The sequence below is a fragment of the Streptomyces sp. NPDC059454 genome (genome assembly GCF_042749965.1).
In the GTDB taxonomy this organism is placed as follows: Bacteria; Actinomycetota; Actinomycetes; order Streptomycetales; family Streptomycetaceae; genus Streptomyces.
The window spans coordinates 232,238-255,461 of record NZ_JBHYVC010000002.1 but is presented as its reverse complement, the minus strand read 5'-3'; the positions used below and the strand labels follow the sequence as shown (position 1 = coordinate 255,461).

At 70.7% G+C, this 23,224-nt stretch carries 23 protein-coding genes; 16 read left to right on the top strand and 7 right to left on the bottom strand.

Annotated elements, in window-relative coordinates:
- Positions 1-162: 162 nt before the first annotated feature.
- Positions 163-1,020 carry a tRNA pseudouridine(38-40) synthase TruA gene (gene truA, locus ACFXAE_RS02555; protein WP_384706865.1) on the top strand — a complete coding sequence of 286 codons (858 nt, stop codon included), beginning with the start codon at positions 163-165 and terminating at the stop codon, positions 1,018-1,020.
- A 15-nt stretch (positions 1,021-1,035) separates the two neighbouring features.
- Here truA and ACFXAE_RS02550 read toward each other — a convergent pair whose 3' ends face one another.
- Positions 1,036-2,019, bottom strand: a complete 984-nt coding sequence (locus tag ACFXAE_RS02550) for a hypothetical protein (protein WP_384706863.1) — start codon at positions 2,017-2,019, stop codon at positions 1,036-1,038.
- 17 nt (positions 2,020-2,036) lie between these two features.
- Between ACFXAE_RS02550 and ACFXAE_RS02545 the strand changes: the two genes are divergently transcribed.
- The 5 genes from ACFXAE_RS02545 (at position 2,037) to ACFXAE_RS02525 (ending at position 8,909) form a co-directional block, all read left to right on the top strand.
- Positions 2,037-3,215: a CapA family protein gene (locus ACFXAE_RS02545; protein WP_384706861.1), complete on the top strand. Its 1,179-nt coding sequence runs from the start codon at positions 2,037-2,039 to the stop codon at positions 3,213-3,215.
- Positions 3,216-3,422: 207 nt separating this feature from the next.
- Positions 3,423-5,672: a HAMP domain-containing protein gene (locus tag ACFXAE_RS02540; RefSeq protein WP_384706859.1), complete on the top strand. Its 2,250-nt coding sequence runs from the start codon at positions 3,423-3,425 to the stop codon at positions 5,670-5,672.
- Positions 5,673-5,678: 6 nt separating this feature from the next.
- Entirely contained in the window at positions 5,679-7,250 is a 1,572-nt protein-coding gene (gene pgsB / locus ACFXAE_RS02535) for a poly-gamma-glutamate synthase PgsB (RefSeq protein WP_384706857.1), read from the top strand.
- 53 nt (positions 7,251-7,303) lie between these two features.
- Positions 7,304-7,786, top strand: a complete 483-nt coding sequence (locus tag ACFXAE_RS02530; protein ID WP_184761006.1) for a poly-gamma-glutamate biosynthesis protein PgsC/CapC — start codon at positions 7,304-7,306, stop codon at positions 7,784-7,786.
- 34 nt (positions 7,787-7,820) lie between these two features.
- Complete coding sequence (locus ACFXAE_RS02525) at positions 7,821-8,909, top strand: C40 family peptidase (protein WP_384706854.1); 1,089 nt, start codon at positions 7,821-7,823, stop codon at positions 8,907-8,909.
- Positions 8,910-8,931: 22 nt separating this feature from the next.
- On the opposite strand, the gene ACFXAE_RS02520 is transcribed toward ACFXAE_RS02525, so the two are convergent.
- A complete protein-coding gene (locus ACFXAE_RS02520; protein WP_384706852.1) occupies positions 8,932-9,825 on the bottom strand; it encodes a hypothetical protein in 894 nt (297 codons plus the stop codon).
- Positions 9,826-9,898: 73 nt separating this feature from the next.
- Between ACFXAE_RS02520 and ACFXAE_RS02515 the strand changes: the two genes are divergently transcribed.
- The 4 genes from ACFXAE_RS02515 to glmM all read left to right on the top strand — a co-directional run bounded on the left by ACFXAE_RS02515 (position 9,899) and on the right by glmM (position 13,987).
- The gene (locus tag ACFXAE_RS02515) at positions 9,899-11,095 is read left to right on the top strand and encodes a glycosyltransferase family 87 protein (RefSeq protein ID WP_384706850.1); all 1,197 of its coding nucleotides are present in this window, start codon (positions 9,899-9,901) and stop codon (positions 11,093-11,095) included.
- A gap of 232 nt (positions 11,096-11,327) precedes the next feature.
- Positions 11,328-11,771 carry a 50S ribosomal protein L13 gene (rplM, locus tag ACFXAE_RS02510; protein ID WP_384706848.1) on the top strand — a complete coding sequence of 148 codons (444 nt, stop codon included), beginning with the start codon at positions 11,328-11,330 and terminating at the stop codon, positions 11,769-11,771.
- A 42-nt stretch (positions 11,772-11,813) separates the two neighbouring features.
- Positions 11,814-12,326, top strand: a complete 513-nt coding sequence (gene rpsI, locus ACFXAE_RS02505; protein WP_250071000.1) for a 30S ribosomal protein S9 — start codon at positions 11,814-11,816, stop codon at positions 12,324-12,326.
- 302 nt (positions 12,327-12,628) lie between these two features.
- Positions 12,629-13,987, top strand: a complete 1,359-nt coding sequence (gene glmM / locus ACFXAE_RS02500) for a phosphoglucosamine mutase (protein WP_384706846.1) — start codon at positions 12,629-12,631, stop codon at positions 13,985-13,987.
- Positions 13,988-14,067: 80 nt separating this feature from the next.
- Here the strand turns inward: glmM and ACFXAE_RS02495 are convergent, their stop codons facing one another.
- The 3 genes from ACFXAE_RS02495 to coaA all read right to left on the bottom strand — a co-directional run bounded on the left by ACFXAE_RS02495 (position 14,068) and on the right by coaA (position 16,920).
- Positions 14,068-14,811 (bottom strand): hypothetical protein, encoded by a 744-nt coding sequence (locus tag ACFXAE_RS02495; RefSeq protein ID WP_384706844.1) that lies wholly within the window; start codon positions 14,809-14,811, stop codon positions 14,068-14,070.
- Positions 14,812-14,975: 164 nt separating this feature from the next.
- Positions 14,976-15,935 carry a DUF389 domain-containing protein gene (locus ACFXAE_RS02490; RefSeq protein ID WP_384706842.1) on the bottom strand — a complete coding sequence of 320 codons (960 nt, stop codon included), beginning with the start codon at positions 15,933-15,935 and terminating at the stop codon, positions 14,976-14,978.
- 16 nt (positions 15,936-15,951) lie between these two features.
- On the bottom strand, positions 15,952-16,920 hold the full coding sequence (gene coaA, locus ACFXAE_RS02485) for a type I pantothenate kinase (protein WP_384706840.1): 969 nt from the start codon (positions 16,918-16,920) through the stop codon (positions 15,952-15,954).
- A gap of 232 nt (positions 16,921-17,152) precedes the next feature.
- On the opposite strand from coaA, the gene ACFXAE_RS02480 reads away from it, so the two are divergent.
- Positions 17,153-17,941: a hypothetical protein gene (locus ACFXAE_RS02480; protein ID WP_384706838.1), complete on the top strand. Its 789-nt coding sequence runs from the start codon at positions 17,153-17,155 to the stop codon at positions 17,939-17,941.
- 118 nt (positions 17,942-18,059) lie between these two features.
- Positions 18,060-19,907 (top strand): glutamine--fructose-6-phosphate transaminase (isomerizing), encoded by a 1,848-nt coding sequence (gene glmS / locus ACFXAE_RS02475; protein WP_384706836.1) that lies wholly within the window; start codon positions 18,060-18,062, stop codon positions 19,905-19,907.
- On the opposite strand, the gene ACFXAE_RS02470 is transcribed toward glmS, so the two are convergent.
- Both ACFXAE_RS02470 and ACFXAE_RS02465 read right to left on the bottom strand, forming a co-directional pair.
- Entirely contained in the window at positions 19,868-20,077 is a 210-nt protein-coding gene (locus ACFXAE_RS02470) for a DUF397 domain-containing protein (protein WP_384706891.1), read from the bottom strand. The two genes, glmS and ACFXAE_RS02470, sit on opposite strands and share 40 nt — an antisense overlap.
- Positions 20,078-20,085: 8 nt before the next feature.
- Complete coding sequence (locus ACFXAE_RS02465; RefSeq protein ID WP_384706834.1) at positions 20,086-20,922, bottom strand: helix-turn-helix domain-containing protein; 837 nt, start codon at positions 20,920-20,922, stop codon at positions 20,086-20,088.
- 207 nt (positions 20,923-21,129) lie between these two features.
- On the opposite strand from ACFXAE_RS02465, the gene ACFXAE_RS02460 reads away from it, so the two are divergent.
- The 4 genes from ACFXAE_RS02460 to ACFXAE_RS02445 all read left to right on the top strand — a co-directional run bounded on the left by ACFXAE_RS02460 (position 21,130) and on the right by ACFXAE_RS02445 (position 23,219).
- Positions 21,130-21,543: an ATP-binding protein gene (locus ACFXAE_RS02460; protein ID WP_384706832.1), complete on the top strand. Its 414-nt coding sequence runs from the start codon at positions 21,130-21,132 to the stop codon at positions 21,541-21,543.
- 214 nt (positions 21,544-21,757) lie between these two features.
- Positions 21,758-22,129: a holo-ACP synthase gene (locus ACFXAE_RS02455; RefSeq protein ID WP_384706830.1), complete on the top strand. Its 372-nt coding sequence runs from the start codon at positions 21,758-21,760 to the stop codon at positions 22,127-22,129.
- A 5-nt stretch (positions 22,130-22,134) separates the two neighbouring features.
- On the top strand, positions 22,135-22,275 hold the full coding sequence (locus ACFXAE_RS02450; RefSeq protein ID WP_384706828.1) for a hypothetical protein: 141 nt from the start codon (positions 22,135-22,137) through the stop codon (positions 22,273-22,275).
- A 107-nt stretch (positions 22,276-22,382) separates the two neighbouring features.
- On the top strand, positions 22,383-23,219 hold the full coding sequence (locus ACFXAE_RS02445) for an RNA polymerase sigma factor SigF (RefSeq protein ID WP_384706889.1): 837 nt from the start codon (positions 22,383-22,385) through the stop codon (positions 23,217-23,219).
- The last annotated feature ends 5 nt before the right edge of the window (positions 23,220-23,224 follow it).

Below are 23,224 nucleotides of genomic sequence, written 5' to 3'. Positions count from 1 at the left end.
CCACATGGACACCCACCTCGGCTCCGCCCCCCCCCAGCTGGGCCGCCTCGCCGCCCACGAACGCCCCCCGGCGGGCGGCCCCCCCCCCCCCGGGGGGGCGGGCGGGGGGCCCGTTCCTTCCCCCCCCCGCCCCCGCTTCTTGGTGGGTGAGAGGAGCTTCGTGTGAGTGATGAAGTGCAGCCCGGGTTCGTGCGGGTGCGGCTGGACCTTTCCTACGACGGGACCGAGTTCTCCGGGTGGGCCAAGCAGGCCGGCGGGCGGCGGACCGTGCAGGGGGAGATCGAGGACGCGCTGCGGACCGTGACGCGGTCCGGGGGGACGACGTACGAGCTGACCGTGGCCGGCCGTACCGACGCCGGTGTGCACGCCCGGGGTCAGGTCGCGCACGTCGATCTGCCCAGGGAGGTGTGGGCCGAGCACCACACGAAGCTGCTCAAGCGGCTCGCCGGGCGGCTGCCGAGGGACGTACGGGTGTGGGCGCTCAGGGAGGCGCCCGGCGGCTTCGACGCCCGGTTCTCCGCGATCTGGCGACGCTACGCCTACCGCGTCACCGACAACCCGGGCGGGGTGGACCCGCTGCTGCGCGGGCACGTGCTGTGGCACGACTGGCCGCTCGACGTCGACGCCATGAACGAGGCGGCCCGCCGGCTGCTGGGGGAGCACGACTTCGCCGCGTACTGCAAGCGGCGCGAGGGCGCGACGACCATCCGCACGCTCCAGGAGCTGAGTCTGGTGCGCGGCGAGGACGGGATCGTCACGGCGACCGTCCGGGCCGACGCCTTCTGCCACAACATGGTCCGCTCGCTGATCGGCGCGCTGCTGTTCGTCGGTGACGGCCACCGCCCGCCGGACTGGCCGGGCAAGGTGCTGGCGGCGGGCGTACGGGACTCGGCCGTCCACGTCGTACGCCCGCACGGCCTGACCCTGGAGGAGGTCGGCTACCCGGCCGACGAACTCCTCGCGGCCCGCAGCAGGGAGGCCCGCAACAAGCGGACCCTGCCGGCGGCCGGCTGCTGCTGAACAGGGGCGGACCGCTCAGTCGTCGGCCCAGGTGGTGAGCAGGCCGGCCACGGCGGCCGCCGTCTCGTCGGCGTCGCGGCCGTCCCCCCGGGCGCCGGGGTCGAGTTCCAGGTGGACGAAGGTCGTGTGCTGCCGCTGGGCGGCCCGGCCCTGGACGTTCGTCGTGCCCTCCAGTGGGCAGCGCGCCGACCAGCCCCGGCAGACCCGCAGTCCGTCCGACTCCATGCGGTCGGCCAGGGCGGAGACCTCCTCGGGCGCGCTCTGAGCGGCGCCGGTGGACAGGACGGCGTCGTAGCGGTCCGTGGTGGACTCGGCGAAGCCGTGCAGCTGGACGCCGGGCACGTCGCGCTTCTGCAGCTCCACGACGATGGTGTGGAAGGCACTGTCCTCGCGGTGGGCGACATCGGCGGCGTCCCCCCGCCCGGCCCGGCGGTGGGCGCCGGCCAGGACCAGCGCCCCGCCGGGAGTGTCCTCCAGCAGCCGCACACCGAGCGCCTCGGTGTCCCGGTCGGACACGGGGTGCGGCACCTGCGCGTTCCAGCGGAGGCGGGAATCCGCGTTCACGTACAGGCGGCCCCAGCGTGCGCTCTCGCCCGGGCCGGCGGCCGCGACCTCGTCGTAGCGGCGGCCGGACTCGGTGTCGGTGAGCCGGGTGACGGCGAGGCCGATCGGGGCGAGCAGCCGCTCCGCCTCACGCGCGTCGCCCTCCAGCAGACGCCCGACGCCCCGGGCGAGTCGAGCGTGTTCCTCCTCGTCGGGTGGCGCGTAGGGGCCGTCCGGGGTCAGTTGCTCCGTGTACGACAGGACACGACCGCGCAGGTCGACCAGTTCTCGAGCGGTCGGGTCGGAGTCCTTCGCGGAGGATCCGGAGGATTTCTGGCAGGCCGTCAACGCCAGGAGCAAACCGATCAGACCGAGAACGCGCACAAAGTGTGACAGTCTTGTGACAGTAAAGTCGGAGTTGCCTGTGTGGGGCATGTGAACATGTTTCGGTGACATTCCGTAAGTCTTTCCGTATGGGTCGTGCCGTAACGATCCTGGTGGCCGCCGTGTCCCTCACCGCCGCCTGCGGCTCCGGGACCGTGGAGCCGCAGGCGAAGGCGGGTGGCCGCTCGTTCACCGTGGCCGCCGCGGGTGACATCCTCATCCATCCCGAGCTGGTCGAGCAGGCGGCCAAGGACGCCGAGGAGACCGGCGAGGGCGAGGCGGGGCTGGACTTCGGGCCGCTGTTCGCCGGGGTGAAGCCGGTCATCAGCAAGGCCGACCTGGCGATCTGTCACATGGAGACACCCGTCGGGAAGCCCGAGGGCCCCTTCGAGGGATACCCGGAATTCCTGGTGCCCCCGCAGATCCTGACGTCGATCAAGGACGTGGGGTACGACACCTGCTCCACCGCTTCCAACCACACCTACGACCACGGCATGACGGGCGTACGGAACACCCTGAACGCCATGGACGAGGTGGGCCTCGGACACACCGGCTCGTCCCGGACGTCCAAGGAAGCGGAGAAGATCAACATCCACGACGTCAACGGCGTCGAGGTCGCGCATCTCTCGTACTCCTGGGAGTCCTTCCTCAACCCCACGCCGGAGAAGAAGCGCTGGGCCTTCAACCGGAGCGGCACGGCGGAGATCAAGAAGGCCGAGAGCCGGGCCCGGAAGCAGGGGGCCGAAGTGGTGATCCTCTCGATCCACTGGGGCATGGAGCACTACAACGAGCCGAGCGTGCCCCAGTTGGACCTGGCCCAGAGGATCACCGAGGAGACCGGGATCGACCTGGTGATCGGCCATCACGCCCACGTGGTCCAGCCGATCCAGAAGCTCAACGGCACCTGGATCGCCTACGGTCTCGGCAACCAGGTGGCCCGCCACTCCTCTCCGACCGGGTTGACCGAGGAGGGGGTGATCGGCTGGTTCGAGTTCCGGGAGGCGGCCGAGGGCTGGGACGTCACGGCCCGCTACCGCACCACGCTGGTGGACATCCCGCCCGAGGCGGAGCCCGGTGACAAGCTGCCCGAGGGCGCGGTCGAGGACCACCGGCTGGTGGACGTGCAGAGCGTGCTGGACGAGCCCGGCGACCTTTCCGAGGAGCGGCTCGCCCGCTATCGGCTCGCGGCGGACCGTACCCGCGGTTTCCTCTACAACCGCGGTGCTCCCGGGGGTGACGGCCTGAAGCCGTTGTCCCTGAACGAGTGACGAGCAACACAGGAACCTCCTCGCGCTTAAAGCGCAACCTTTTCAGCGTTTATCAGTCTTTTGAGTGACGGCGTCGCACGACCGCGCGAGCGGTGCGTCCAGCGAGCGCTGGATACCCGCAGCGACCAAGGAAGAAGACCGGTGACATCGAGTCGTGCCGCGAACTCCGGGAGGACGGGACGGCGACGCAGCCGCAGGCGTGCGGACATGCCGCTCCTGGGCGGCATCCGTCCCCCGATCGCCGTGCTGTGTCTGCTGATCGTCGCCCTGGCCGGTCTGACGGCGAAGGTGCTGGGGCCGGGCGGTGACCCCGTGGTCCCCGACGCCGTGCAGACGTCGCAGCGGCACTTCGCGGAGGACGGCGCCATCGCGCTCCGCGCCTCGATCGACGAGCGGGTCACGGATCTGCAGCGCACCGCCGAGGCGCTGAACAAGGGGGAGCGGGTCGAGCCGGAGGACATTCTGTCCGACCTGGGGAAGACCTACCAGAAGTGGACCGGCACCACGGTGCTGGACCTGGAGAGCGGGGATGTGCTCGCCGCGCGCGGTGAAAGGATTCCTCTCGCCTGGCTCGACAAGGACGTCCTCACCGGCGAGCACGCGCTCACCCCGCGCATGGTGCGGCTGGAGACGGGTGACGTCCGGCTGATGACGATGGCCGTCCTCGACCGCAAGGACCGGCCGCAGCAACTGCTGATCGCCTCCAACAGTCTGTCCGTGCCCGCCATCAACCTGGGCCCGTTCCGCAGCATGGCGGTCGTGGCCCGGGACGGCGAGGTCCTCGCCACCGAGGGCTTCGAGCAGTCCGAGGCCCTCAACTCCGACCAGGAGCGCGACGAACTCACCTTCCTCCAGAAGCAGATGTCCCGCCTCTCCGACCAGGCCGCCATCCGTACCGAGGAGCACCCCGTCAGCGCCAAGGAGCCCGGCTCCCACGGCTACCCCGGCGTCAGCGGCACCCTGCTGGGCGACGACTACAACGGGCGGATCACCACCGCCGGATACGCCTCGCTCGCTTCCTCCGACCCGGAGGAGAAGGACAGCGTCGCCGCCGGCCTCGGACTCACCGTCGTGGCCATGCTCCCCGTGGTCCAGCAGCAGAGCGCCGCCGACACCGGCCGGGAACTGTACGGACTGATCGCGGCCGGCGCCCTGGTCACGCTCGGCCTGCTGGCCGCGGCCGTGCTGTGGGCGGCCGTGCAGCGGCCGCTGCTGCGGCTGTTCCTGGAGTCCCGCCGGCTCGCCCGGGGCGACCTGACCCGGCCCGTCGCGGTGCCCCGCTGGGGCGAGGCCGCCCGGATCGGCGCGGCCCTGGAACACCTGCGGACCCAGCTCGACGGCTCCGGCGACGGCGAGGAGCCCGGCGCCGGGCGCGGCAAGGCCCGCCTCGGCGTCCGTGTGCCGCTCGCGGTGACCGCCGTTCTGCTGCTGCTGTGGTGCGTGCCCGTCGGCCTGCTGCTGAACCGCACCGACGGCTCGGTCAGCGTGCCCGCCACCATGGTCAACGACCAGCGCGACCGCACCGACCTGGTCGCCGACCGGGTCCGCCGGGCGCTGAACGAGGCCCAGGCCGACCTGGTCTCCACCACCCGCCTGATCGACGCCGACGACCCCGACGCCACCGGCGACCTGCTGTCCGACGCGCTGCGCGAGCACACCCGCTACCAGGCGCTGTACGTCGTGGACGACGCCGGCGAGGTCGTCGCCCGGGCCGGCGGCGACCCGCACGACTGGAGCGACGACAAGGACCTGCCCCTGGTCCGGGTCTCCGGCAAGGGCGACAGGAAGCCCGTGATCCAGGCCGGCGCGCCGGTGCCCGGACACAAGGGGACCACGCTCGTCGGCGAGGTCCGCGTGGAGTTCCTGAACTCGCTGCTGAAGCGGCCCGGCCTCGGTGAGGTCCGGGTCGTGAACGCCGACGCCGACACCCTCGCCGCCAGCGACGGCTTCCTCGCCTTCGAGGACCTGCCGAACGACGCCCTGCCCGACCTGGTGCGGGCGGGCAACGTGCCGGTCGGTGCCGGGCCCGTCGAGAACGGTCTGCTCCTCCGCGACGGCGGCAGCGTCACCGTCGCCGCCGCGGCCCCCTTCTCCGGTGGCGGCGTCGCGTCCGACCTCGGCTGGACCGTGGTGAGCTGGCAGAACGCCAAGCACTTCCAGATCGCCGCCTACGAGCGCGAGGACCGCAGCGTGCTCGCCGGACTGCTCGGCCTCGCCGCGATCGTCGTCTGCCTGGGCTGGGTGTACCTGGTCGTCGCACGGCCGCTGCGGGCCCTGGCCGCCGACGCCGAGAAGCTGGCCGACGGAGACCTCAAGACCGTGCACTTCCCCCGCTACCAGGACGAGGTCGGGGCCGTCGTCCGCAGCCTCGAACTGATCCGCCAGCAGTTGCAGGCCCGCCGACAGAACCAGGCACGCCGGTCCGCCGAGCCCCGGCTCGGCACCGGAGGAAGGTGACCCGCCGTGCTCTACCTGTACTTCGTCCTGCTGGCCGGCAGCCTCTTTCTGCTCGTCGCGGGCATCGTGGAGCAGCGCCGGCACTACGCCGCCCTGCACTCCATCCCGTCCCGCGTGCTCGTCAACGGCATCCGCGGCAAGTCCTCCATCACCCGCCTGTGCGCGGGCGCGCTGCGCGGCGGTGACCTGGTCACCGTGGCCAAGACGACCGGCACGGCCGCGCGCTTCATCCACCCCGACGCCACCGAGGAGCCGGTCTACCGCAAGTTCGGCATCGCCAACGTCGTCGAGCAGATCGGCATCGTCCGCCGGGCCGCCACCTACCGTCCCGACGCCCTCGTCATCGAGTGCATGGCGGTCATGCCGGCCCTCCAGGAGGTCAACCAGAGCAAGCTGATCCGCTCCACGATCGGCGTGCTGTGCAACGTCCGCGAGGACCACCTCGCCGAGATGGGCCCCACCCTCGACGACGTGGCCCGCTCGCTGTGCCGCTCGATGCCCGAGGACGGCATCTGCGTCACCGCGGAGAAGGAGCGCTTCCACATCCTCCAGGAGGAGGCGGACGCGCGTAACTGCAAGCTGGTCTACGCCGACCCCGAGATGGTCACCGACGAGGAGCTGCGCGGCTTCAGCTGGTTCACCTTCAAGGAGAACGTGGCGATCGCCCTGGTCGTCGCCGAGCTGCTGGGAGTGGAGCGCAAGGTCGCCCTGCAGGGCATGTACGACGCTCCGCCGGACCCGGGCGTGCTCTCCGTGGAGCGCTACGCGGCCCCCGACGGCAAGCGGCTCGCCTTCGCCAACGTCTTCGCCGCCAACGACCCCGAGTCGACGCTGATGAACATCAACCAGCTGCTCGACCTCGGCGCGATCCGCCGTCCGCTCAACGTCGTGATCAACTGCCGTCCGGACCGCGTGGAGCGCAACGGGCAGATGGGCGAGATCATCCCCGACCTGGAGCCGGACAACGTCTTCGTCATCGGGCACCCGTCCAAGAGCGCCATCGACGCCATCCCCGCCCAGTGGCGTGACCGGGCGGTCGACCTGGGCGGTGAGCGGCGGTCCGCCGACGAGTTCATGCCGGCCCTGCTCGGCCGCATGTCCGACGGCTCCTCCCTGGTCGCCATCGGCAACATCCACGGCCAGGGCGAGGAACTCCTGGAGTACCTGGCCGAGCTCCCGGCGGACGACAGCGACAACGACAGCGACACCGGCGAACCGGCGCCGAGCCCGGCCGCCGCGGCTCCGGCCCAGGCGCCGCGCCTGGACCCGTTCGCGTCCTACCCGACGGCGTACGAGGAGCGCTACCAGGCATCGCAGACCCAGGAGATCCCGGTCGTCCGCATGCCGGCCCAGCCGAACGGCGCGTACGGGCAGCAAGGGCAGTACGCGCAGCAAGGGCAGTACGGGCAGCAAGGGCAGCACGCGCAGGGCCGGCCATACGGGCAGGGCCGGCAGCACGCCCCCGCCCCGGAGCCCTATCCGTACTACGACGACCCGTTCTTCGCCGACCCGGACGAGCCCCACGACGGAACCCGGTATCCGACCGCAGAGGGCGGCGGACCGTCCCCGCGCCACTGACCACACGCGAGCCGCCCGCCTCGCCCGCCCCGTTCACCCGCCCGGAGACCCCGTTGACCACCGCCGCACTGACCCCCGAGATGGCCGCCCTGGGCATCGCCATAGGCCTGTTCTTCTCGCTGCTGTGCTACCTCACCACCAATCTGTCCCCCGGCGGCATGATCACGCCGGGGTGGATCGCGCTGACCCTCATCGAGGACCTCCAGCGCGCGGCCATGATGGTGGGCGTCACCGCGCTGACCTACGCGGGCACCAAGATCATGCAGCGGCTGGTGATCCTCTACGGCAAGCGGCTGTTCGCCGCGGTGGTGCTGTTGGGCGTGCTGCTCCAGGCCACGGTGATGATCGTGCTCTCGATCGAGTTCCCGCTCCTGTACGGCAACCAGACCCTCGGGTTCATCGTGCCCGGCCTGGTCGCCTACCAGATGGTGCGCCAGCCCAAGGGCGCCACCCTGCTGGCCACGGGCACCGTCTCCCTCATGGCCTACATCGTCGTCGCCGCCGGCCTGCTGCTCGGCGTCATGCCCACCGTCTGAGATCCACTGACCAATGACAACGGAGGAGTGAACGGTGGCAGGGAAAGCGAAGAAGAAGTCGCGTCCGGTCGTCTCCGGCCTCGTGGTGCTGGTGCTCGTCGCGACCTCCGGCTACCTCACCCTGGAACTGCGCAAGCAGGAGGAGCCGGGCGTCACGGAGGTCAGGAACGTCGGCGTCCTGGACGGGGCCGGCGGCTCCGGCGGCACCTCGAAGGACCAGGGCGAGGTGCGCTGGTCCCGGCTGGAGAACCCCGCGCGCTCCGTGCTGCGCGACGGGGACGGCCAGATCCGGGCCGTCTTCACCGACGGGGCGCGCACCGCCACGCTGACCGGACCCGCGCGCACCTTCGAGGAGCCGGCCTCGACCTCCTCCAAGGTCTCCACCACGGACTGGGTCCGGCTCATGCCCGAAACCTGGAAGAAGGGCGCCGAGAAGGAGAAGTGGTTCGAGGAGTGGTACGCCGAGTACCGGGACAGCAAGGAGGACGACCTGTTCGCCTTCGCCTTCCAGTACGTGGCGGGCGCCTCGCAGAAGAAGGACGAGCAGGGCATCGTCTACGCCGGTGACGCGAACTTCGGTCCGCTGAACACCGGCGGCGCCGAGGGCGGCGACCTGCGCCTGGAGCAGTCCGACTTCTACGACTACCTCGGCGTCCAGTACCCGTTCCGGGACGGCACGATCGGCGCGCCGGAGACCATGCGCGCCAAGTCGCTGGACTGCTCCGGCTTCATCCGCATGGTGCTCGGCTACCGCGCCCGCTACCCGCTGATGTCCTCGGACGCCGGCTCCGGCGACGGCCTGCCGCGCACCGCCAACGGCATGGCCCGCTCCGAGGAGGGCGTCGACGTGCTCCCGCTGGCCGGGGTGTCGCCGGACGACCGGCCGTCCAACATCGACCAGCTCCAGCCCGGCGACCTCGTCTTCTTCAAGCTCGACACGCGCACCAAGGACCGGCTGGACCACGTGGGCATGGTGCTCGGCTACGACACCGAGGGCCACCTGATCTTCGTCTCCAGCCGGGAGGAGGTCAACGGCCCGACCATCGGCGACGTCGGCGGCGTCTCCCGCCTGGACGGCAACGGCTACTACGCCAAGACGCTGCGCAGCGCCAAGCGGCTGTGACGTTCCCGCCCCGCGGCGGCGGCTACTCGTTCGCCGCCGCCGACGCCTGGGCCTGGCCCCTGCGGTGGATCTGCCGGACCGTGAACGTCTGCAGGTCGTCGCCCGTGGTGAAGACGGCCTTGTCCTTCGTCGTCACGTCCTTGCCGGCCGTGAAGCCGGCGATGGTGAAGTAGGCGTAGCGGCCGTAGGAGTTGGTGGTGGTGCGGCAGACCGCGCCGGAGCAGAAGTCCTTGACGCCGCCGCCCGACAGCGACTTGACGATGCTCTTCTTGTCGGCCTGCTGCTTGGCCCTGGTCGCCTGGGCCTCGGTGTCGAAGACGGCCACGCCGACCGTCACCGCCATGTCGTCCTTGGTGTAGGTGACCCGGATCAGGCGGGTGCAGTCGTTGTCGTTCAGGACCTTCGGGAGCGTGGACTTCGCGGCCGAGGCGCAGTTCCCGGTGTCCGCCGTCGGGCCCTTCTTGTACACCGTCTCACCCATGGTCAGCTGGGTGCCGGGGAAGAGGATGTCGGGGCTCAGCGGGGCCTTGTCCTTTTTCGCGCTGGCGATGAAGTCCTTCGGGTCCAGCGGCGGTGGGGCGCTCGTCGGGGCGAACGACGGGACCGTGCCCGTGGGGCTCGGTATGTCGATGTCGGAGCCCCCGGGCAGCTGGGAGGAGGCGCCCGGGGAGGCCTCGGTGCCGCCGCCGTTCGCCGAGACGACGGCGACCGCCACGGCCGTGCCTATCGCGACGGTCGCGAGCGCGCCGCCGCCTATGAACAGCAGCCGGCGCCGCTTGGCGCGGGCCTCGGAGGCGTCGGCGAGCGCGGCCCAGTCGGGTGACTGGCCGGAGTCGCCGCCGCTCCAGGGCTGCTGCTGGGAATTCGGTTTCCAGGGATCCCACTGCTGTTGGGGTCCCCCCTGCCCAAAGCTCATGGGGCGCATCTTAGACGGGGCCCGGGCGTGCTGGTCCGCCTCAACGGGGCCCGCGGGCTCTAGCGTTGCCGCCATGGCGACGGGCAAAAGCGACATCTCCGGGTGGTTGGTACGCCCCGCGGGCGGGCCCCTGTGGGCCGGACTCGCCGCGGTGCTGGGGGCGCTGACGGTGCATACGGTGCTGGTGACCTCGGACGGAGGGATGGACAACGCGATCGTCGTGGACGCCGCGCGGGTCTGGCTGGACGGTGGTTCGCCGTACGACGACCGTCACTTCCTCTATTTTCCGAGCGCGGTCGTGGCCGCGGCCCCGCAGGCGCTGCTGCCGCGGTCCCTGCTCGACGTGGCCGTGCCGGTGGCGGTGGTCCTCGCCCTCGCGCTGGGCTGGGCCTGCGCCCTGCGGCTGCACCGGGTGCCGCTGTGCAGCAGGCTCGCCGTCCTCGGGCTGCTGGGCCTCGCGGCCGGCTTCGCGCCGTTCGGGCACCTGGTGCGGCTGGGCAACTGGACGGTGACGGCCGTGGCGGCGCTGCCGCTGTGCCTGCTGCTGGCGAGCCGGGGCCGGTGGGTCGCGGCGGGCGCGGTCATCGGGGTGGCGGTGGCGCTGAAGCCGCTGCTCGCGCCGATGGCGCTGCTGTTCCTCTTCGCGCGCCGCCGGCGGGCGCTGGCGGTGCTGGTGCTGATCCCGGCGGCCGCCTCGGTCTCGGCGGCGCTGTTCCTGCCCGACCCCACGGGCTTCCTCACCCGCACCCTGCCGTTCCTGCTGAGCGGCGACGACGCCTTCGTACGGCTCTACGAGGCCTCGCCGGCGGCCGTGCTGCCCCGGCTCGGCGTGCCCCGGGCCCCGGCCGTGCTGCTCGCGCTGCTCGCGGCCGCCGCGGGCGTGGTGTGCGCGTACCGGCGCTGGCGCGGGCCGGGTCCGGCGGAGCTGCGGCTGGCGGAGACGTCCGCGGGCCTGATGCTCTCGGCGTTCCTGGTGTCGCGGCCCTCCTACAGTCACTACCTCCTGGTCGTCCTGCCGCTGCTGCTCGCCGGTCTGCCGTACGCCGGCGCGGTGGCGCGGCGGCCCTGGTTCTGGCTCGCCCTGGTGCCGCAGCTGCCGGGGGTGACCTGGCCGTGGCTGGAGGCGGGGCGGCGCCGGGCCTTCCGGGACGCCTGCACGCTGTGCGTCCTGGCGGTCACGGTCGCGTACCACTGCGTCCGGGGGACGCGGGAGACGGACGGCCCGAGCGGGACGGCGGGGGAGCGGCGTACGGCCGTGGAACCGGTGTAGCCCACCGGGAACGGGGTCGTTTTGACCCACCCGGCCGGGGGCGGGTATTCTGCGTGTTCGTTGTGTGTAGTGGCTTGCTCATTCTCACGTGAGGGGCCCTTACACCGGTCCACCGGACCGATGACCAGCGACCAGCACGCGGTTTGCGTCACCGTGGTGCGGTCAAGGCTGTCGTGATCGTCTTCGGTGACCTTGTCAGGACCATTCACTGAAGAAGCGAAGGCTACGAACCGTGCGTACGTACAGCCCCAAGCCCGGCGATGTGACGCGCCAGTGGCTCGTCATCGACGCTCAGGACGTCGTCCTGGGTCGTCTGGCCTCCACTGCGGCCTCCATCCTGCGTGGCAAGCACAAGCCGATCTACGCGCCCCACGTCGACACCGGTGACTTCGTCATCATCATCAACGCCGACAAGGTGCACCTCTCCGGCAACAAGCGGACCCAGAAGATGGCGTACCGCCACTCGGGCTACCCGGGTGGTCTGCGCTCCGTCCGCTACGACGAGCTGCTGGCGAAGAACCCCGAGAAGGCCATCGAGAAGGCCGTCAAGGGCATGCTTCCCAAGAACACCCTGGGCCGTCAGATGCTCTCGAAGCTGAAGGTCTACTCGGGCGACCAGCACCCGCACGCTGCCCAGCAGCCGGTGCCGTTCGAGATCACCCAGGTCGCGCAGTAAGTCCGGCCACCCCCTAAGACTGAACAGAATCTGAGGAGCATCGTGGCCGAGACCACTGCCGAGCAGCCGCTCGAAGAGCTTGACATCGACAGCTACACCACCGAGTCCGAGGTGCCCGTCGAGGGCGAGTACACCTCGGAGTCCATGGCCTCCCGCTTCGGCGAGCCCCAGCCGGCCGCCGGCCTGGGCCGCCGCAAGAACGCCATCGCCCGCGTCCGGATCGTCCCGGGCACCGGCAAGTGGAAGATCAACGGTCGCACCCTCGAGGACTACTTCCCGAACAAGGTGCACCAGCAGGAAGTCAACGAGCCCTTCAAGGTGCTCGAGCTCGAAGGCCGTTACGACGTCATCGCCCGCATCGCGGGTGGCGGTGTCTCCGGTCAGGCCGGTGCGCTCCGTCTCGGTGTCGCCCGCGCGCTGAACGAGGCGGACGTCGACAACAACCGCGGCGCCCTGAAGAAGGCCGGCTTCCTCAAGCGCGACGACCGTGCGGTCGAGCGCAAGAAGGCCGGTCTGAAGAAGGCCCGTAAGGCCCCGCAGTACAGCAAGCGCTAAATCTCAGGCGCTCGCGCGTACTCCGAACGCCCCGGCGGCACGCCACAGTGCTGTCGGGGCGTTCGTTTATTCAGTGCCATGGGCGTATAACGGCACAAGGCGCTCAAAGGCTAATGTGATCGGATGGTCGGACAGCGTCGCTGTGGCGCGTGTCCGCGGATGCGGAGCCGCACTCGCGTCGCGACCGTCGAACACATCACCAGCACCGTCAGCGGCACAACCGTCGACCGCGCTGACGGGGCCGACGCCTCGGCACGGCCCCGGCAACGGCTTTCGATACTGACGCACCCTCAGGAGGACAAGTGGGACGACTCTTCGGCACGGACGGCGTGCGCGGTGTCGCCAACGCGGACCTGACGGCGGAGATGGCGCTCGGCCTGTCCGTCGCCGCCGCGCACGTACTGGCCGAGGCGGGCACGTTCGAAGGACACCGGCCCACCGCAGTGGTCGGACGTGACCCACGCGCGTCCGGAGAGTTCCTGGAGGCCGCCGTCGTCGCGGGCCTCGCCAGCGCGGGCGTGGACGTCCTGCGGGTCGGCGTGCTGCCCACGCCGGCGGTGGCACACCTCACCGGCGCGCTCGGCGCCGACCTCGGCGTCATGCTCTCCGCCAGCCACAACGCCATGCCGGACAACGGCATCAAGTTCTTCGCCCGCGGCGGTCACAAGCTCGCCGACGAGCTGGAGGACCGCATCGAGTCCGTGTACGAGGAGCACCGCACCGGCGCCCCCTGGGACCGCCCGACCGGCGCCGGCGTCGGCCGCGTGCGCGACTACGAGGAGGGGCTGGACCAGTACGTCGCCCACCTCGTCGGCGTCCTCCCGAACCGGCTGGACGGTCTGAAGATCGTCCTCGACGAGGCGCACGGCGCCGCCGCGAAGGTCTCGCCGGAGGCGTTCACCCGGGCCGGGGCCGAGATCGTCACCATCGGTGCCGAGCCGGACGGCCTCAACATCAACGACGGCTGCGGCTCGACCCACCTCGACCTGCTGAAGGCCGCGGTCGTCGAGCACGGTGCCGCGCTGGGCATCGCGCACGACGGCGACGCCGACCGGTGCCTGGCCGTGGACCACACCGGTGCGGAGGTCGACGGCGACCAGATCCTCGCCGTGCTCGCGCTGGCGATGCGGGAACGTTCCGCACTGCGCTCCGACACCGTCGTCGCGACCGTGATGTCCAACCTCGGCTTCAAGCTCGCCATGGAACGCGAGGGCATCCAGCTCGTGCAGACCGCGGTCGGCGACCGCTACGTGCTGGAGGAGATGAAGGACAAGGACTACGCCCTCGGCGGCGAGCAGTCCGGCCACGTCATCGTCCTCGACCACGCGACGACCGGCGACGGCACGCTCACCGGCCTGCTGCTCGCGGCGCGGGTCGTCCAGAGCGGCCGTACGCTGCGGGACCTGGCCTCGGTGATGGAGCGCCTCCCGCAGGTCCTCGTCAACGTGCCGGACGTCGACAGGTCCCGCGTGCGGACCTCCGCGGAACTCGCCACGGCCGTCACCGAGGCCGAGCGCGAACTGGGCGAGACGGGCCGCGTCCTCCTGCGCCCCTCCGGCACGGAACCGCTGGTCCGCGTCATGGTCGAGGCCGCGGACATCGACCAGGCCCGCTCGGTGGCGAGCCGCCTGGCGGACGCGGTGAAGTCGGCGCTGGGGTAGGCGCCCAGGGTCTTCCGACGCGGCTCGGTGGAGCGGGGTGGGTACTCTCCCCGCTCCACCGAGCCGGTTCCAGCCCGTGATCAGACCTGCCGGTCCCCCTGCCAGGTGACCGACGTCATCGCGGCGAGACCTCCGTGGGCCACGCCCTTGTAGGTCACCGTCCGGGCGGGGCCGAGTTCGTGCGCGACCCGTTGTGCCAGCTCCGATCCCCGGTGGAACAGCCGCTGCCACGCGGAGTCGTACTTCCCCTCCTCCCGGTCCCGCAGGTCCAGGTTCAGGGTGGTGTCGATCTCGGTCGCCCACGCGTGGAGCGAGGAGACGAGCCCGTCGGACAGGTCCAGGGCCGCGGAGGGGTCGTCGGGGAAGAAGTCCCCGAACCCGTCCGAGCGGAGCGGAGCGAACTTGTACTCGCCTTCAACCGTGATGCGGACGGGATGCGGTGGCGCGCTGTGGCTGTCGTGCTCCCCGTGCGGGCGGTCACAGCCCCAGCACACCCATGTCGCCGTCCTGTGACGCTCGTCCCGGTAGCGCACCACCCACGACGGCCCGAGGTGCCGGGCCAGACGCCGGGCGATCGCCGAGCCTCGCTCGGCGTGCTTACGCAGGACCGGACGGGAGGCGAGATCCCCGGACGGGCGGGACAGCGACCAGGAACGCAGCGCGTCGGCCAGTTTCTCAGGCAGGTCCAGTCGGTCATCGTCCAGCGGAACCTCGCGGGTGAAGGTGCCGAGGTCGTCGTGGGCCGCGGCGTCCTGCGGCTCGTACAGCGGAGACGGCTCGCCACGGGCGTGCACGAGCACGTGCCCTGGTTCGTCGAAGGTCATGCGATGTTCGCTCCGATCGGGTATCCGTTGTCGCCCACGCTGATGGCCACGCCGATGGCCACGCGGTGCGTCTTTCCCTGGAAGACGACCTCGAGGATCGGCCTCCCGGCCCCCTGATCGAAATGGGCGAACGTCGAACGAAGTCGGCCGGCAACGGACAACGGTCACTCGACGTCCGTCAGGCGCGCCCGCTTGCGCAGCCGCCGGTGCTGCCCGGCCCAGAAGTACTTCTGCGCCAGCAGGGTGAGGGTGCCCGCCAGGATGATGCCCAGCAGGTTGAGCAGGAGCTGCTCGGTGGAACCCCACGTCTGGACGGTGTCGCCGTAGCTCAGCGCCACCGCGGCGTTGGCGGCCGCCGGGACCGTCGTCACCGAGATGGCGACACCGACCAGGGCACCGGACTTGGCGGACGTCAGCGAGAGCGTGCCGGCCGCTCCGGCCAGGACCGCCACCACGAAGGAGAACCAGTCGGGGGCGTACACGAAGCCGGTCTGCGGCCGTTCGCCCCCCAGTTGCTCCTTGGTGAACAGCCCGACCGCGTCCATGAAGAGGCTGAACCCCACCGTCACCGCCATCGCCACCGCGAAGCCCACCAGCAGGGCGATCGCCGAGCGCAGCGCGAGACGCGGCCGGCGCTGCACCGCCGCCGTGCAGATACCGGCCAGCGGGCCGAACTCCGGGCCCACCGCCATCGCGCCCACGATCAGGATCGCGTTGTCCAGCACCACACCGCAGGCCGCGATCATCGTGGCCAGGGTGAGGAACGCGAGATAGGTGACCGAGAGGGTCGACTCCTCGTGGGTGGCCTCGGTCAGGTGCTCCCACAGCACCGCGTCCGCGCTCTCGCCCGGCGCGTCCTCCTCCGCCTGCCCGGCCCGCTTCGACAGCGACAGGTCGATGTTCTCCACGGCGATGGAACCGCTCGTCTCCAGCCCCAGCCGCTGCAGCCCGCTGAGCAGGTCGTCGCCCGCCTCCCGCGCCACGTCGCACAGCACGACGTCCCCGGCGGGATCGCGGGCGGCGCCCGGCAGCACACACAGGTGCGTGGTGCCGATCGTCCCCTCGATCAGTCGGACCACGTCATCGGTTCTGTCGGCCGGTGTGATCAGGCGCAGGTGCAGCATGGCGGCAGCGTAGCGGTCACAGTTTGCGCAGGCTGAGGCGCTGGACCTTGTGGTCCGGGCCCTTGCGCAGGACCAGCGTGGCCCGGCCGCGGGTCGGGGCGATGTTCTCCACGAGGTTCGGCTTGTTGATGGTCCGCCACATCGTGCGGGCGTAGTCGAGGGACTCCTCCTCGGAGACCTGGGTGTACTTGCGGAAGTACGACGACGGGTCCTGGAACGCGGTCTCGCGCAGCCGCTTGAAGCGGTTGAGGTACCAGTGCTCGATGTCCTCCGTGCGGGCGTCCACGTACACGCTGAAGTCGAAGTAGTCGGCGAGCCCGACCCGGGTGCGGCCGTCCTGGCCGGGCAGCGCGGGCTGGAGGACGTTGAGCCCCTCGACGATCAGGACGTCCGGGCGGCGCACGGTGAGCTTCTCGCCCGGGACGATGTCGTAGATCAGGTGCGAGTAGACGGGGGCGGTGACCTCCCCCTTGCCCGCCTTGACGTCGGCGACGAAACGGGTCAGCGCACGGCGGTCGTACGACTCGGGGAAACCTTTCCGCGACATCAGGCCCCGTTCCTGGAGCTCCTTCGTCGGCAGCAGGAACCCGTCCGTCGTCACCAGCTCCACGTGCGGGTGCTCGGGCCAGCGGGACAGCAGCGCCTGGAGCAACCGGGCCACCGTGGACTTGCCGACGGCCACGGAACCGGCGACCCCTATGACGAAGGGCGTGCCCGACTGGGAGCCCTGCTCGCCGAGGAACGTGTTCAGCGCGCCCCGGAGTCCGTCGGTGGCGCCGACGTAGAGATTGAGCAGGCGGGAGAGCGGGAGATAGATGTCCCGCACCTCGTCGAGGTCGATGACGTCACCGAGGCCGCGCAGCCGTTCGACCTCCGCCGCCGACAGGGGCAGTGGGGTCTTGTTGCGCAGCGCGCTCCATTCGGCGCGGGTGAGGTCGAGGTAGGGAGTCGCCTCCGGCCGTTGCCGGTGGGCGCTCCGGGACATCGGGGAGACCGGAGAGATCACAGTCCATTGTTAACGGAGTTTGAACGGGGTGACAGGTGGGCTGTGTCACGCTGCCCGCCGCTCCCGTGGCCGTCCGAGATCACGCGGCTGTCACGGTCGCATACCGGGTGGTCACCTGGTGATCATCTGTGCGGCGGCTGTGTTCAGGATCCGTTTGAATTGCGCGCAATGCGTCGCGGAGTCCTCCGCGCCTTCGAGAAAGAGTTCCTACGTGAGAACCACCGCCGTCCGCCGTACCGTGCTCGCCGCCTCCGCCGCCGCGCTCGCCCTGCTCGCCACCGCCTGCGGTGGCTCCGGCGACGAGGACAAGGCCGGCGACAGCAAGGGCAAGGGCGACTCGGCCGCCTCCGCCTCCGCCGCTCCGGCGGCCGAGGCGCTCACCGCCGCCGAGCTGGAGAAGGCGGCGCTGGCACAGGCGGACGTCAAGGACGGCAAGGTGACGGAGCTGCCCGCCAAGGACGACATCGCCGCCGACAAGGTCAAGGCGAAGGACGCGGCCTGTCAGCCGCTCGCCCACCTGCAGATGGGCGCGCCCGTCGGCTCGCCGGCCGCCACGGTGAAGAGGTCCTGGACGGGCGAGCCGCAGAAGCCGGCCGCGGACGCCGGTTCCGAGGAGGCCCTGCTCGCCGGACTCGGCGCGGAGAAGATGATCGTCACGCTCGCCTCCTACGAGGACGGCGGCGCCGAGCAGGTCATCAAGGACGTGGACGCCGCTGCCGCCAAGTGCGCCGGAGGCTTCACCTACGACGCCATGGGCGAGCCGCTCAAGATCCTGACGGTCGAGAAGACCGAGGCGCCCGGCGGCGCCGACGAAGCGGTCGCGGTCACGGCGTTCCTGGCCGCGGACGAGGACGTGAAGACGCCCATGAAGCTGGTCGTCGCACGCAAGGGCGCCACCGTCGCCTCCTTCACCGTCACCAACCTCGCCGCCGCCATCACCGGCGAGGACTTCGACTTCCCGACGGCGGTCTCCGACGCCCAGCTCGGCAAGCTCGCCTGACGCACCGCCGCGTTCCGTTCCCACCGGTGCCCGTACGCTTTCGTGCACCGGTGGGAATTTCCGATTTCGGGCAGGGAAAGGCCTTTTCCGGCGGCTGACGGACCGTAGGCTGCCGGGCATGTGCGGAATCGTGGGATACGTGGGGCCGCAGTCGGCGCTGAGCGTCGTGACGGCCGGACTGAAGCGGCTGGAGTACCGGGGATACGACTCGGCGGGCGTCGCCGTGCTGGCCGACGGCGGTCTGGCCACCGCCAAGCGGGCCGGGAAACTCGTCAACCTGGAGAAGGAGCTGGCCGAACGGCCGCTGCCGACCGGGACCACCGGCATCGGGCACACCCGCTGGGCCACCCACGGCGGCCCGACGGACGCCAACGCCCACCCGCACCTCGACAACGCGGGCCGGGTCGCCGTCGTCCACAACGGCATCATCGAGAACTTCGCCGCCCTGCGCGAGGAGTTGGCCGAGCGCGGCCACGACCTCGCCTCCGAGACGGACACCGAGGTCGTCGCGCACCTGCTCGCCGAGGAGTTCTCCGGCTGCGCGGACCTCGCGGAGGCGATGCGGCTGGTCTGCCGGCGCCTGGAGGGCGCGTTCACCCTGGTCGCCGTGCACGCGGACGAGCCGGACGTGGTGGTGGGCGCGCGCCGCAACTCCCCGCTGGTGGTGGGCGTGGGGGAGGGGGAGGCCTTCCTCGCCTCGGACGTGGCCGCGTTCATCGCACACACCCGGGACGCCGTCGAGCTGGGGCAGGACCAGGTGGTCGAACTGCGCCGGGACGCGGTGACGGTCACCGACTTCGACGGCGCCCCGGCCGACGTCCGCGAGTACCACGTCGACTGGGACGCCTCCGCCGCCGAGAAGGGCGGCTACGCCTCCTTCATGCTCAAGGAGATCGCCGAGCAGCCGAAGGCGGTCGCCGACACCCTGCTGGGCCGCATCGACGGGGCGGGCTCGCTGATCCTGGACGAGGTGCGCATCCCGGCGGGCGTCCTGCGCGAGGTCGACAAGGTCGTCATCATCGCCTGCGGTACGGCCTTCCACGCCGGGCTGATCGCCAAGTACGCCATCGAGCACTGGACCCGGATCCCCTGCGAGGTGGAACTGGCGAGCGAGTTCCGCTACCGGGACCCGATCCTCGACCAGCAGACCCTCGTCATCGCCGTCTCCCAGTCCGGCGAGACCATGGACACGCTGATGGCGCTGCGCCACGCCCGCGAGCAGGGCGCGCACGTGCTGGCGATCTGCAACACCAACGGCTCGACCATTCCGCGCGAGTCGGACGCGGTGCTCTACACGCACGCCGGTCCGGAGGTCGCGGTCGCCTCGACCAAGGCGTTCCTGACCCAGCTCGTCGCCTGCTATCTGGTCGCGCTGTACCTGGGCCAGGTGCGGGGCACCAAGTGGGCCGACGAGATCCGCGCGGTGGTACGGGACCTGTCGTCCGTCTCCGGTGCGGTGGAGCGGGTCCTGGAGACGATGGAGCCGGTACGGGAGCTGGCGCGGTCGCTGGCCGGGAAGAACACGGTGCTGTTCCTGGGCCGGCACGTGGGCTACCCGGTGGCGCTGGAGGGCGCGCTGAAGCTGAAGGAGCTCGCGTACATGCACGCGGAGGGCTTCGCGGCGGGCGAGCTGAAGCACGGGCCGATCGCGCTGATCGAGGACGACGTGCCGGTGGTCGTGGTCGTCCCCTCGCCGCGCGGTCGCTCCGTCCTCCACGACAAGATCGTCTCCAACATCCAGGAGATCCGGGCGCGGGGTGCGCGGACGATCGTCATCGCGGAGGAGGGGGACGAGGCGGTCGCGCCGTACGCCGACCACCTGATCCGGATTCCGGCCACGCCGACGCTGCTCCAGCCGCTGGTGGCGACGGTGCCGTTGCAGGTCTTCGCCTGCGAGCTGGCGACGGCGCGGGGGAACGAGGTGGATCAGCCTCGGAACCTGGCGAAGTCGGTGACGGTGGAGTAGGTCTTCAGACCGTCCAGGAAGGTGGCGAAGGCTTCGGTGGGGAAGGTGAGGGTTGCCCTGGTGGGGGCTTTTGAGTCGCGGACGCCCACGTGGGTGGGAGTGTTCGCGATCTCGACGCAGTCGTTGCCGTCATCGGGGCCTGAGTAGGAAGACTTGCGCCAGTTGTCCATCGAGTGCCTCACAGCTCTTTGATCAGACGGTTGATGAAGTCACGCGAGCGTTCCGGTTCCAGTGACGCGGCTTCAATTTTACGGAAACGCATTCGATAGGCACCGAGCTGTGCCTCGGCGTCGACAAAGGCCGAGCCGTGGGGTGCGTCGCGTACGACTGTGTCCAGTCTGGCAACGGGACCGCCCACGTAGGTCATGGTGCCTGCGGCCAGGCCAAAGTCATCCAAGTCGAAGGGGATGATGCGCACGGTGATGTCGTCCGCTTCGGACGAGTTCAGGAGCGTGGTGAGCTGAGCACGGGACGTCGCGCGGTTGCCGACCCTGATGCGTAGGGCCGCTTCGTGGATCACCAGTTTGTACGGGAAGTCGGTCCGCTTGCGTGCCATCCGGTGTCGTACGCGCATTTCCAGCTCGTCAGCGGTCAGTTCGGGCACTCTGGCGGAGAAGACGGCTCGAGCGTAGTCCTCGGTCTGCAGTGGGCCCGGCACGTACAGGATCGCGACCTCGTGGCGGAACGTGGCGTGGTGGTCCAGTTCGGCGAGGTCGAGGAACGAGGTGGGCAGCCGCCACCGGTACTCTTCCCACCAGCCGCGCGTCCGGTCGGTGGCCATCGCCACCAGCGCGTCGATGAACTCCCGGTCCGTGCAGGCGTAATGGGATGCGAGTCGGCGCAGGCGCTCCTCGCTCACTCCTGCGATGCCCGACTCGATCTGGCTGATCTGCACGGAGTTCACGCTGAGCAGTGCCGCTGCCTCGCGTGCGCTGAATCCCGCCGCCTCGCGGAGTCTGCGCAGTTCGGCCCCCAGTCGCCTTTGTCGTGCCGTTGGCTCGCGCCTGGTTCCCATCGGTTGCCCCTCGGTTCAACGCGCCTGTTGCAGCGACTCTTTCAGGTTCAGATTACGGGAACGGCTTGCTAGGTCTTAAAATCAAGGTCTACCGTAAGTGACGTGATGTAAGCGCAGCGGAAGCGCACCGCCTCGTCCTGCCATGACGGCTGCGGCACTGCCACCGCCCGCGGACCGACTCCCCCTCCCGCTGAACGGAGTTCACGCATGCCCGAGAACGAGTTCTGGGAGTACTCCCTCTCCATCCCCAACGACCCCCGTGCGGTCACGGTGAGCCGCCGCACCCTCCGTCTCATCCTCACGGTGCACGGGCTGATCGGGCTGGTCGACGTCGCCGAGTTGCTCGCGGCGGAGCTGGTCGCCAACGCCGTACGGCACACCAAGGGGCCCGCGGCCCTGCGGGTGCGCTGGGGGGCCGGCGTGCTGCGGATCGGGGCCTGGGACACCGACCCCGCGCCCCCTGATGCGCCGCTGCCCTTCGAACGGTCCGCCGACCTCGGTCTGGAGGACGGGCGCGGACTGGCGCTGGTACGGGCGTGTTCCGACCTGTGGGGGTGGCAGCCGCTGTCCCGGGACGGCAGTCGGGGGAAGCTGGTGTGGTGCGAGCTGGGCGCGGCCTGACGGGGTTTACCAGTGGCCCGACGGCCACGTGGAAGTGGACGTCCACCGTACCTACCCCCGCGTGTCCCCGACCGGCGGCAGTCCGTGAGCTTGCCCGGTTCGTTTCCCCGGGGCGCGGAAGCACGACACCGGCGAGGAAGCGGGCGGCCCGACGGTCGCCTCTCGACCGGCGCTCACGACACCCACCCCCGCCCCACCGCAATAAAGTTCCCGCATGAGCATCATCGGAGTCGGGATCGACGTGGCCGAGATCGAGAGGTTCGCGGAGTCGTTGGAGCGTACGCCCTCGCTGGGCCGGCGGCTCTTCCTGGAGAGCGAGCTGCTGCTGCCCAGCGGTGAGCGGCGCGGTGTCGCCTCGCTCGCCGCGCGGTTCGCCGCCAAGGAGGCCCTCGCCAAGGCGCTCGGCGCGCCCGCGGGGCTGTACTGGACCGACGCCGAGGTGTGGTGCGAGGACAACGGGCAGCCCCGGCTGCGGGTGAAGGGGACGGTGGCGGCGCGCGCCGCCGAGCTGGGCGTGCGGTCCTGGCACGTGTCGCTCAGCCATGACGCCGGGGTGGCCTCGGCGGTCGTGATCGCGGAAGGGTGAGGGCGGTGCCTGTGCTCGCCCTTCCCCTCGCCTTCCCCGGGGCCGGGGTCGACCTGCCGGTCTGGGGCGACGTGTTCCTCGTCGTCGCCGCCGTGCTCACCGTCGTCTTCGCCCTCGTGCGGCTGCTGCGCCGCCGCCGTCGATGAATGTGTGAAAAGAGAGTGCGTGTATCGCGTGGACCGGGGTAGACGCGGTTGAGCCGGTGCCGGAAGTGGGGCCGATCGAACAGGGAGGGCGAACAGTGACGTCGACGATGGCGCGGACCGACCGAGCTCAGACAGTGACCGAACTGCCGGAGGTCGCCGATCCCGGTCAGGTCGCGCCGAAGGACGCCCGGGAGCTGTCCAAGCAGTTCTTCCGCCGGCTGACGGAGCTGGAGGAGGGCACGCACGAGTACCAGTACGCGCGCAACACCCTCATCGAGATGAACATGTCCCTGGTCCGCTTCGCGGCCGGCCGGTTCCGCAGTCGCGGGCCGGAGGAGATGGAGGACATCGTCCAGGTCGGCATGATCGGGCTGATCAAGGCGATCGACCGGTTCGAGCTGTCCCGCGAGGTGGAGTTCACCTCCTTCGCGATCCCCTACATCGTCGGCGAGATCAAGCGGTTCTTCCGGGACACGTCGTGGTCCGTGCACGTGCCGCGCCGCCTCCAGGAGGCCCGGGTGCAGCTCGCCCGCGCCACCGAGGAACTGCGCAGCCGGCTCGGCCGTACGCCCACGACCGCCGAACTCGCGCAGCTGATGAGCCTGACCGAGGACGAGGTCAACGAGGCCCGGATCGCCTCCAACGGCTACAACTCCGCCTCCCTGGACGCCGCCATCGGCAGCGAGCCGGACGGCGAGAGCGTGCTCGCGGACTTCATCGGGGCCGAGGACGCCGCGCTGGAACTGGTCGAGGACTTCCACGCGCTCGCCCCGATGATCGCCGAGCTCGACGAGCGCGAGCGCAAGATCGTGCACTGGCGGTTCGTGGAGGAGTTGACGCAGGCGGAGATCGGTGAGCGGCTCGGCTGCTCCCAGATGCATGTCTCCCGGCTGCTGTCCCGCACGCTGAAGCGGCTGCGGGCGGGGATGCTCACCACGGACTGAGGCGG

Coding starts and splice junctions, on each gene's coding strand:
- ACFXAE_RS02490 (WP_384706842.1), bottom strand. CDS start 15,935: ATGCTGCACCTGCGCCTGATCACACCGGCCGACAGAACCGATGACGTG.
- ACFXAE_RS02520 (WP_384706852.1), bottom strand. CDS start 9,825: ATGAGCTTTGGGCAGGGGGGACCCCAACAGCAGTGGGATCCCTGGAAA.
- ACFXAE_RS02445 (WP_384706889.1), top strand. CDS start 22,383: ATGGCGCGGACCGACCGAGCTCAGACAGTGACCGAACTGCCGGAGGTC.
- ACFXAE_RS02540 (WP_384706859.1), top strand. CDS start 3,423: ATGCCGCTCCTGGGCGGCATCCGTCCCCCGATCGCCGTGCTGTGTCTG.
- ACFXAE_RS02515 (WP_384706850.1), top strand. CDS start 9,899: ATGGCGACGGGCAAAAGCGACATCTCCGGGTGGTTGGTACGCCCCGCG.
- glmS (WP_384706836.1), top strand. CDS start 18,060: ATGTGCGGAATCGTGGGATACGTGGGGCCGCAGTCGGCGCTGAGCGTC.
- ACFXAE_RS02465 (WP_384706834.1), bottom strand. CDS start 20,922: ATGGGAACCAGGCGCGAGCCAACGGCACGACAAAGGCGACTGGGGGCC.
- ACFXAE_RS02545 (WP_384706861.1), top strand. CDS start 2,037: ATGGGTCGTGCCGTAACGATCCTGGTGGCCGCCGTGTCCCTCACCGCC.
- ACFXAE_RS02470 (WP_384706891.1), bottom strand. CDS start 20,077: ATGGACAACTGGCGCAAGTCTTCCTACTCAGGCCCCGATGACGGCAAC.
- ACFXAE_RS02495 (WP_384706844.1), bottom strand. CDS start 14,811: ATGACCTTCGACGAACCAGGGCACGTGCTCGTGCACGCCCGTGGCGAG.
- ACFXAE_RS02550 (WP_384706863.1), bottom strand. CDS start 2,019: ATGTCACCGAAACATGTTCACATGCCCCACACAGGCAACTCCGACTTT.
- coaA (WP_384706840.1), bottom strand. CDS start 16,920: ATGTCCCGGAGCGCCCACCGGCAACGGCCGGAGGCGACTCCCTACCTC.
- ACFXAE_RS02455 (WP_384706830.1), top strand. CDS start 21,758: ATGAGCATCATCGGAGTCGGGATCGACGTGGCCGAGATCGAGAGGTTC.
- ACFXAE_RS02460 (WP_384706832.1), top strand. CDS start 21,130: ATGCCCGAGAACGAGTTCTGGGAGTACTCCCTCTCCATCCCCAACGAC.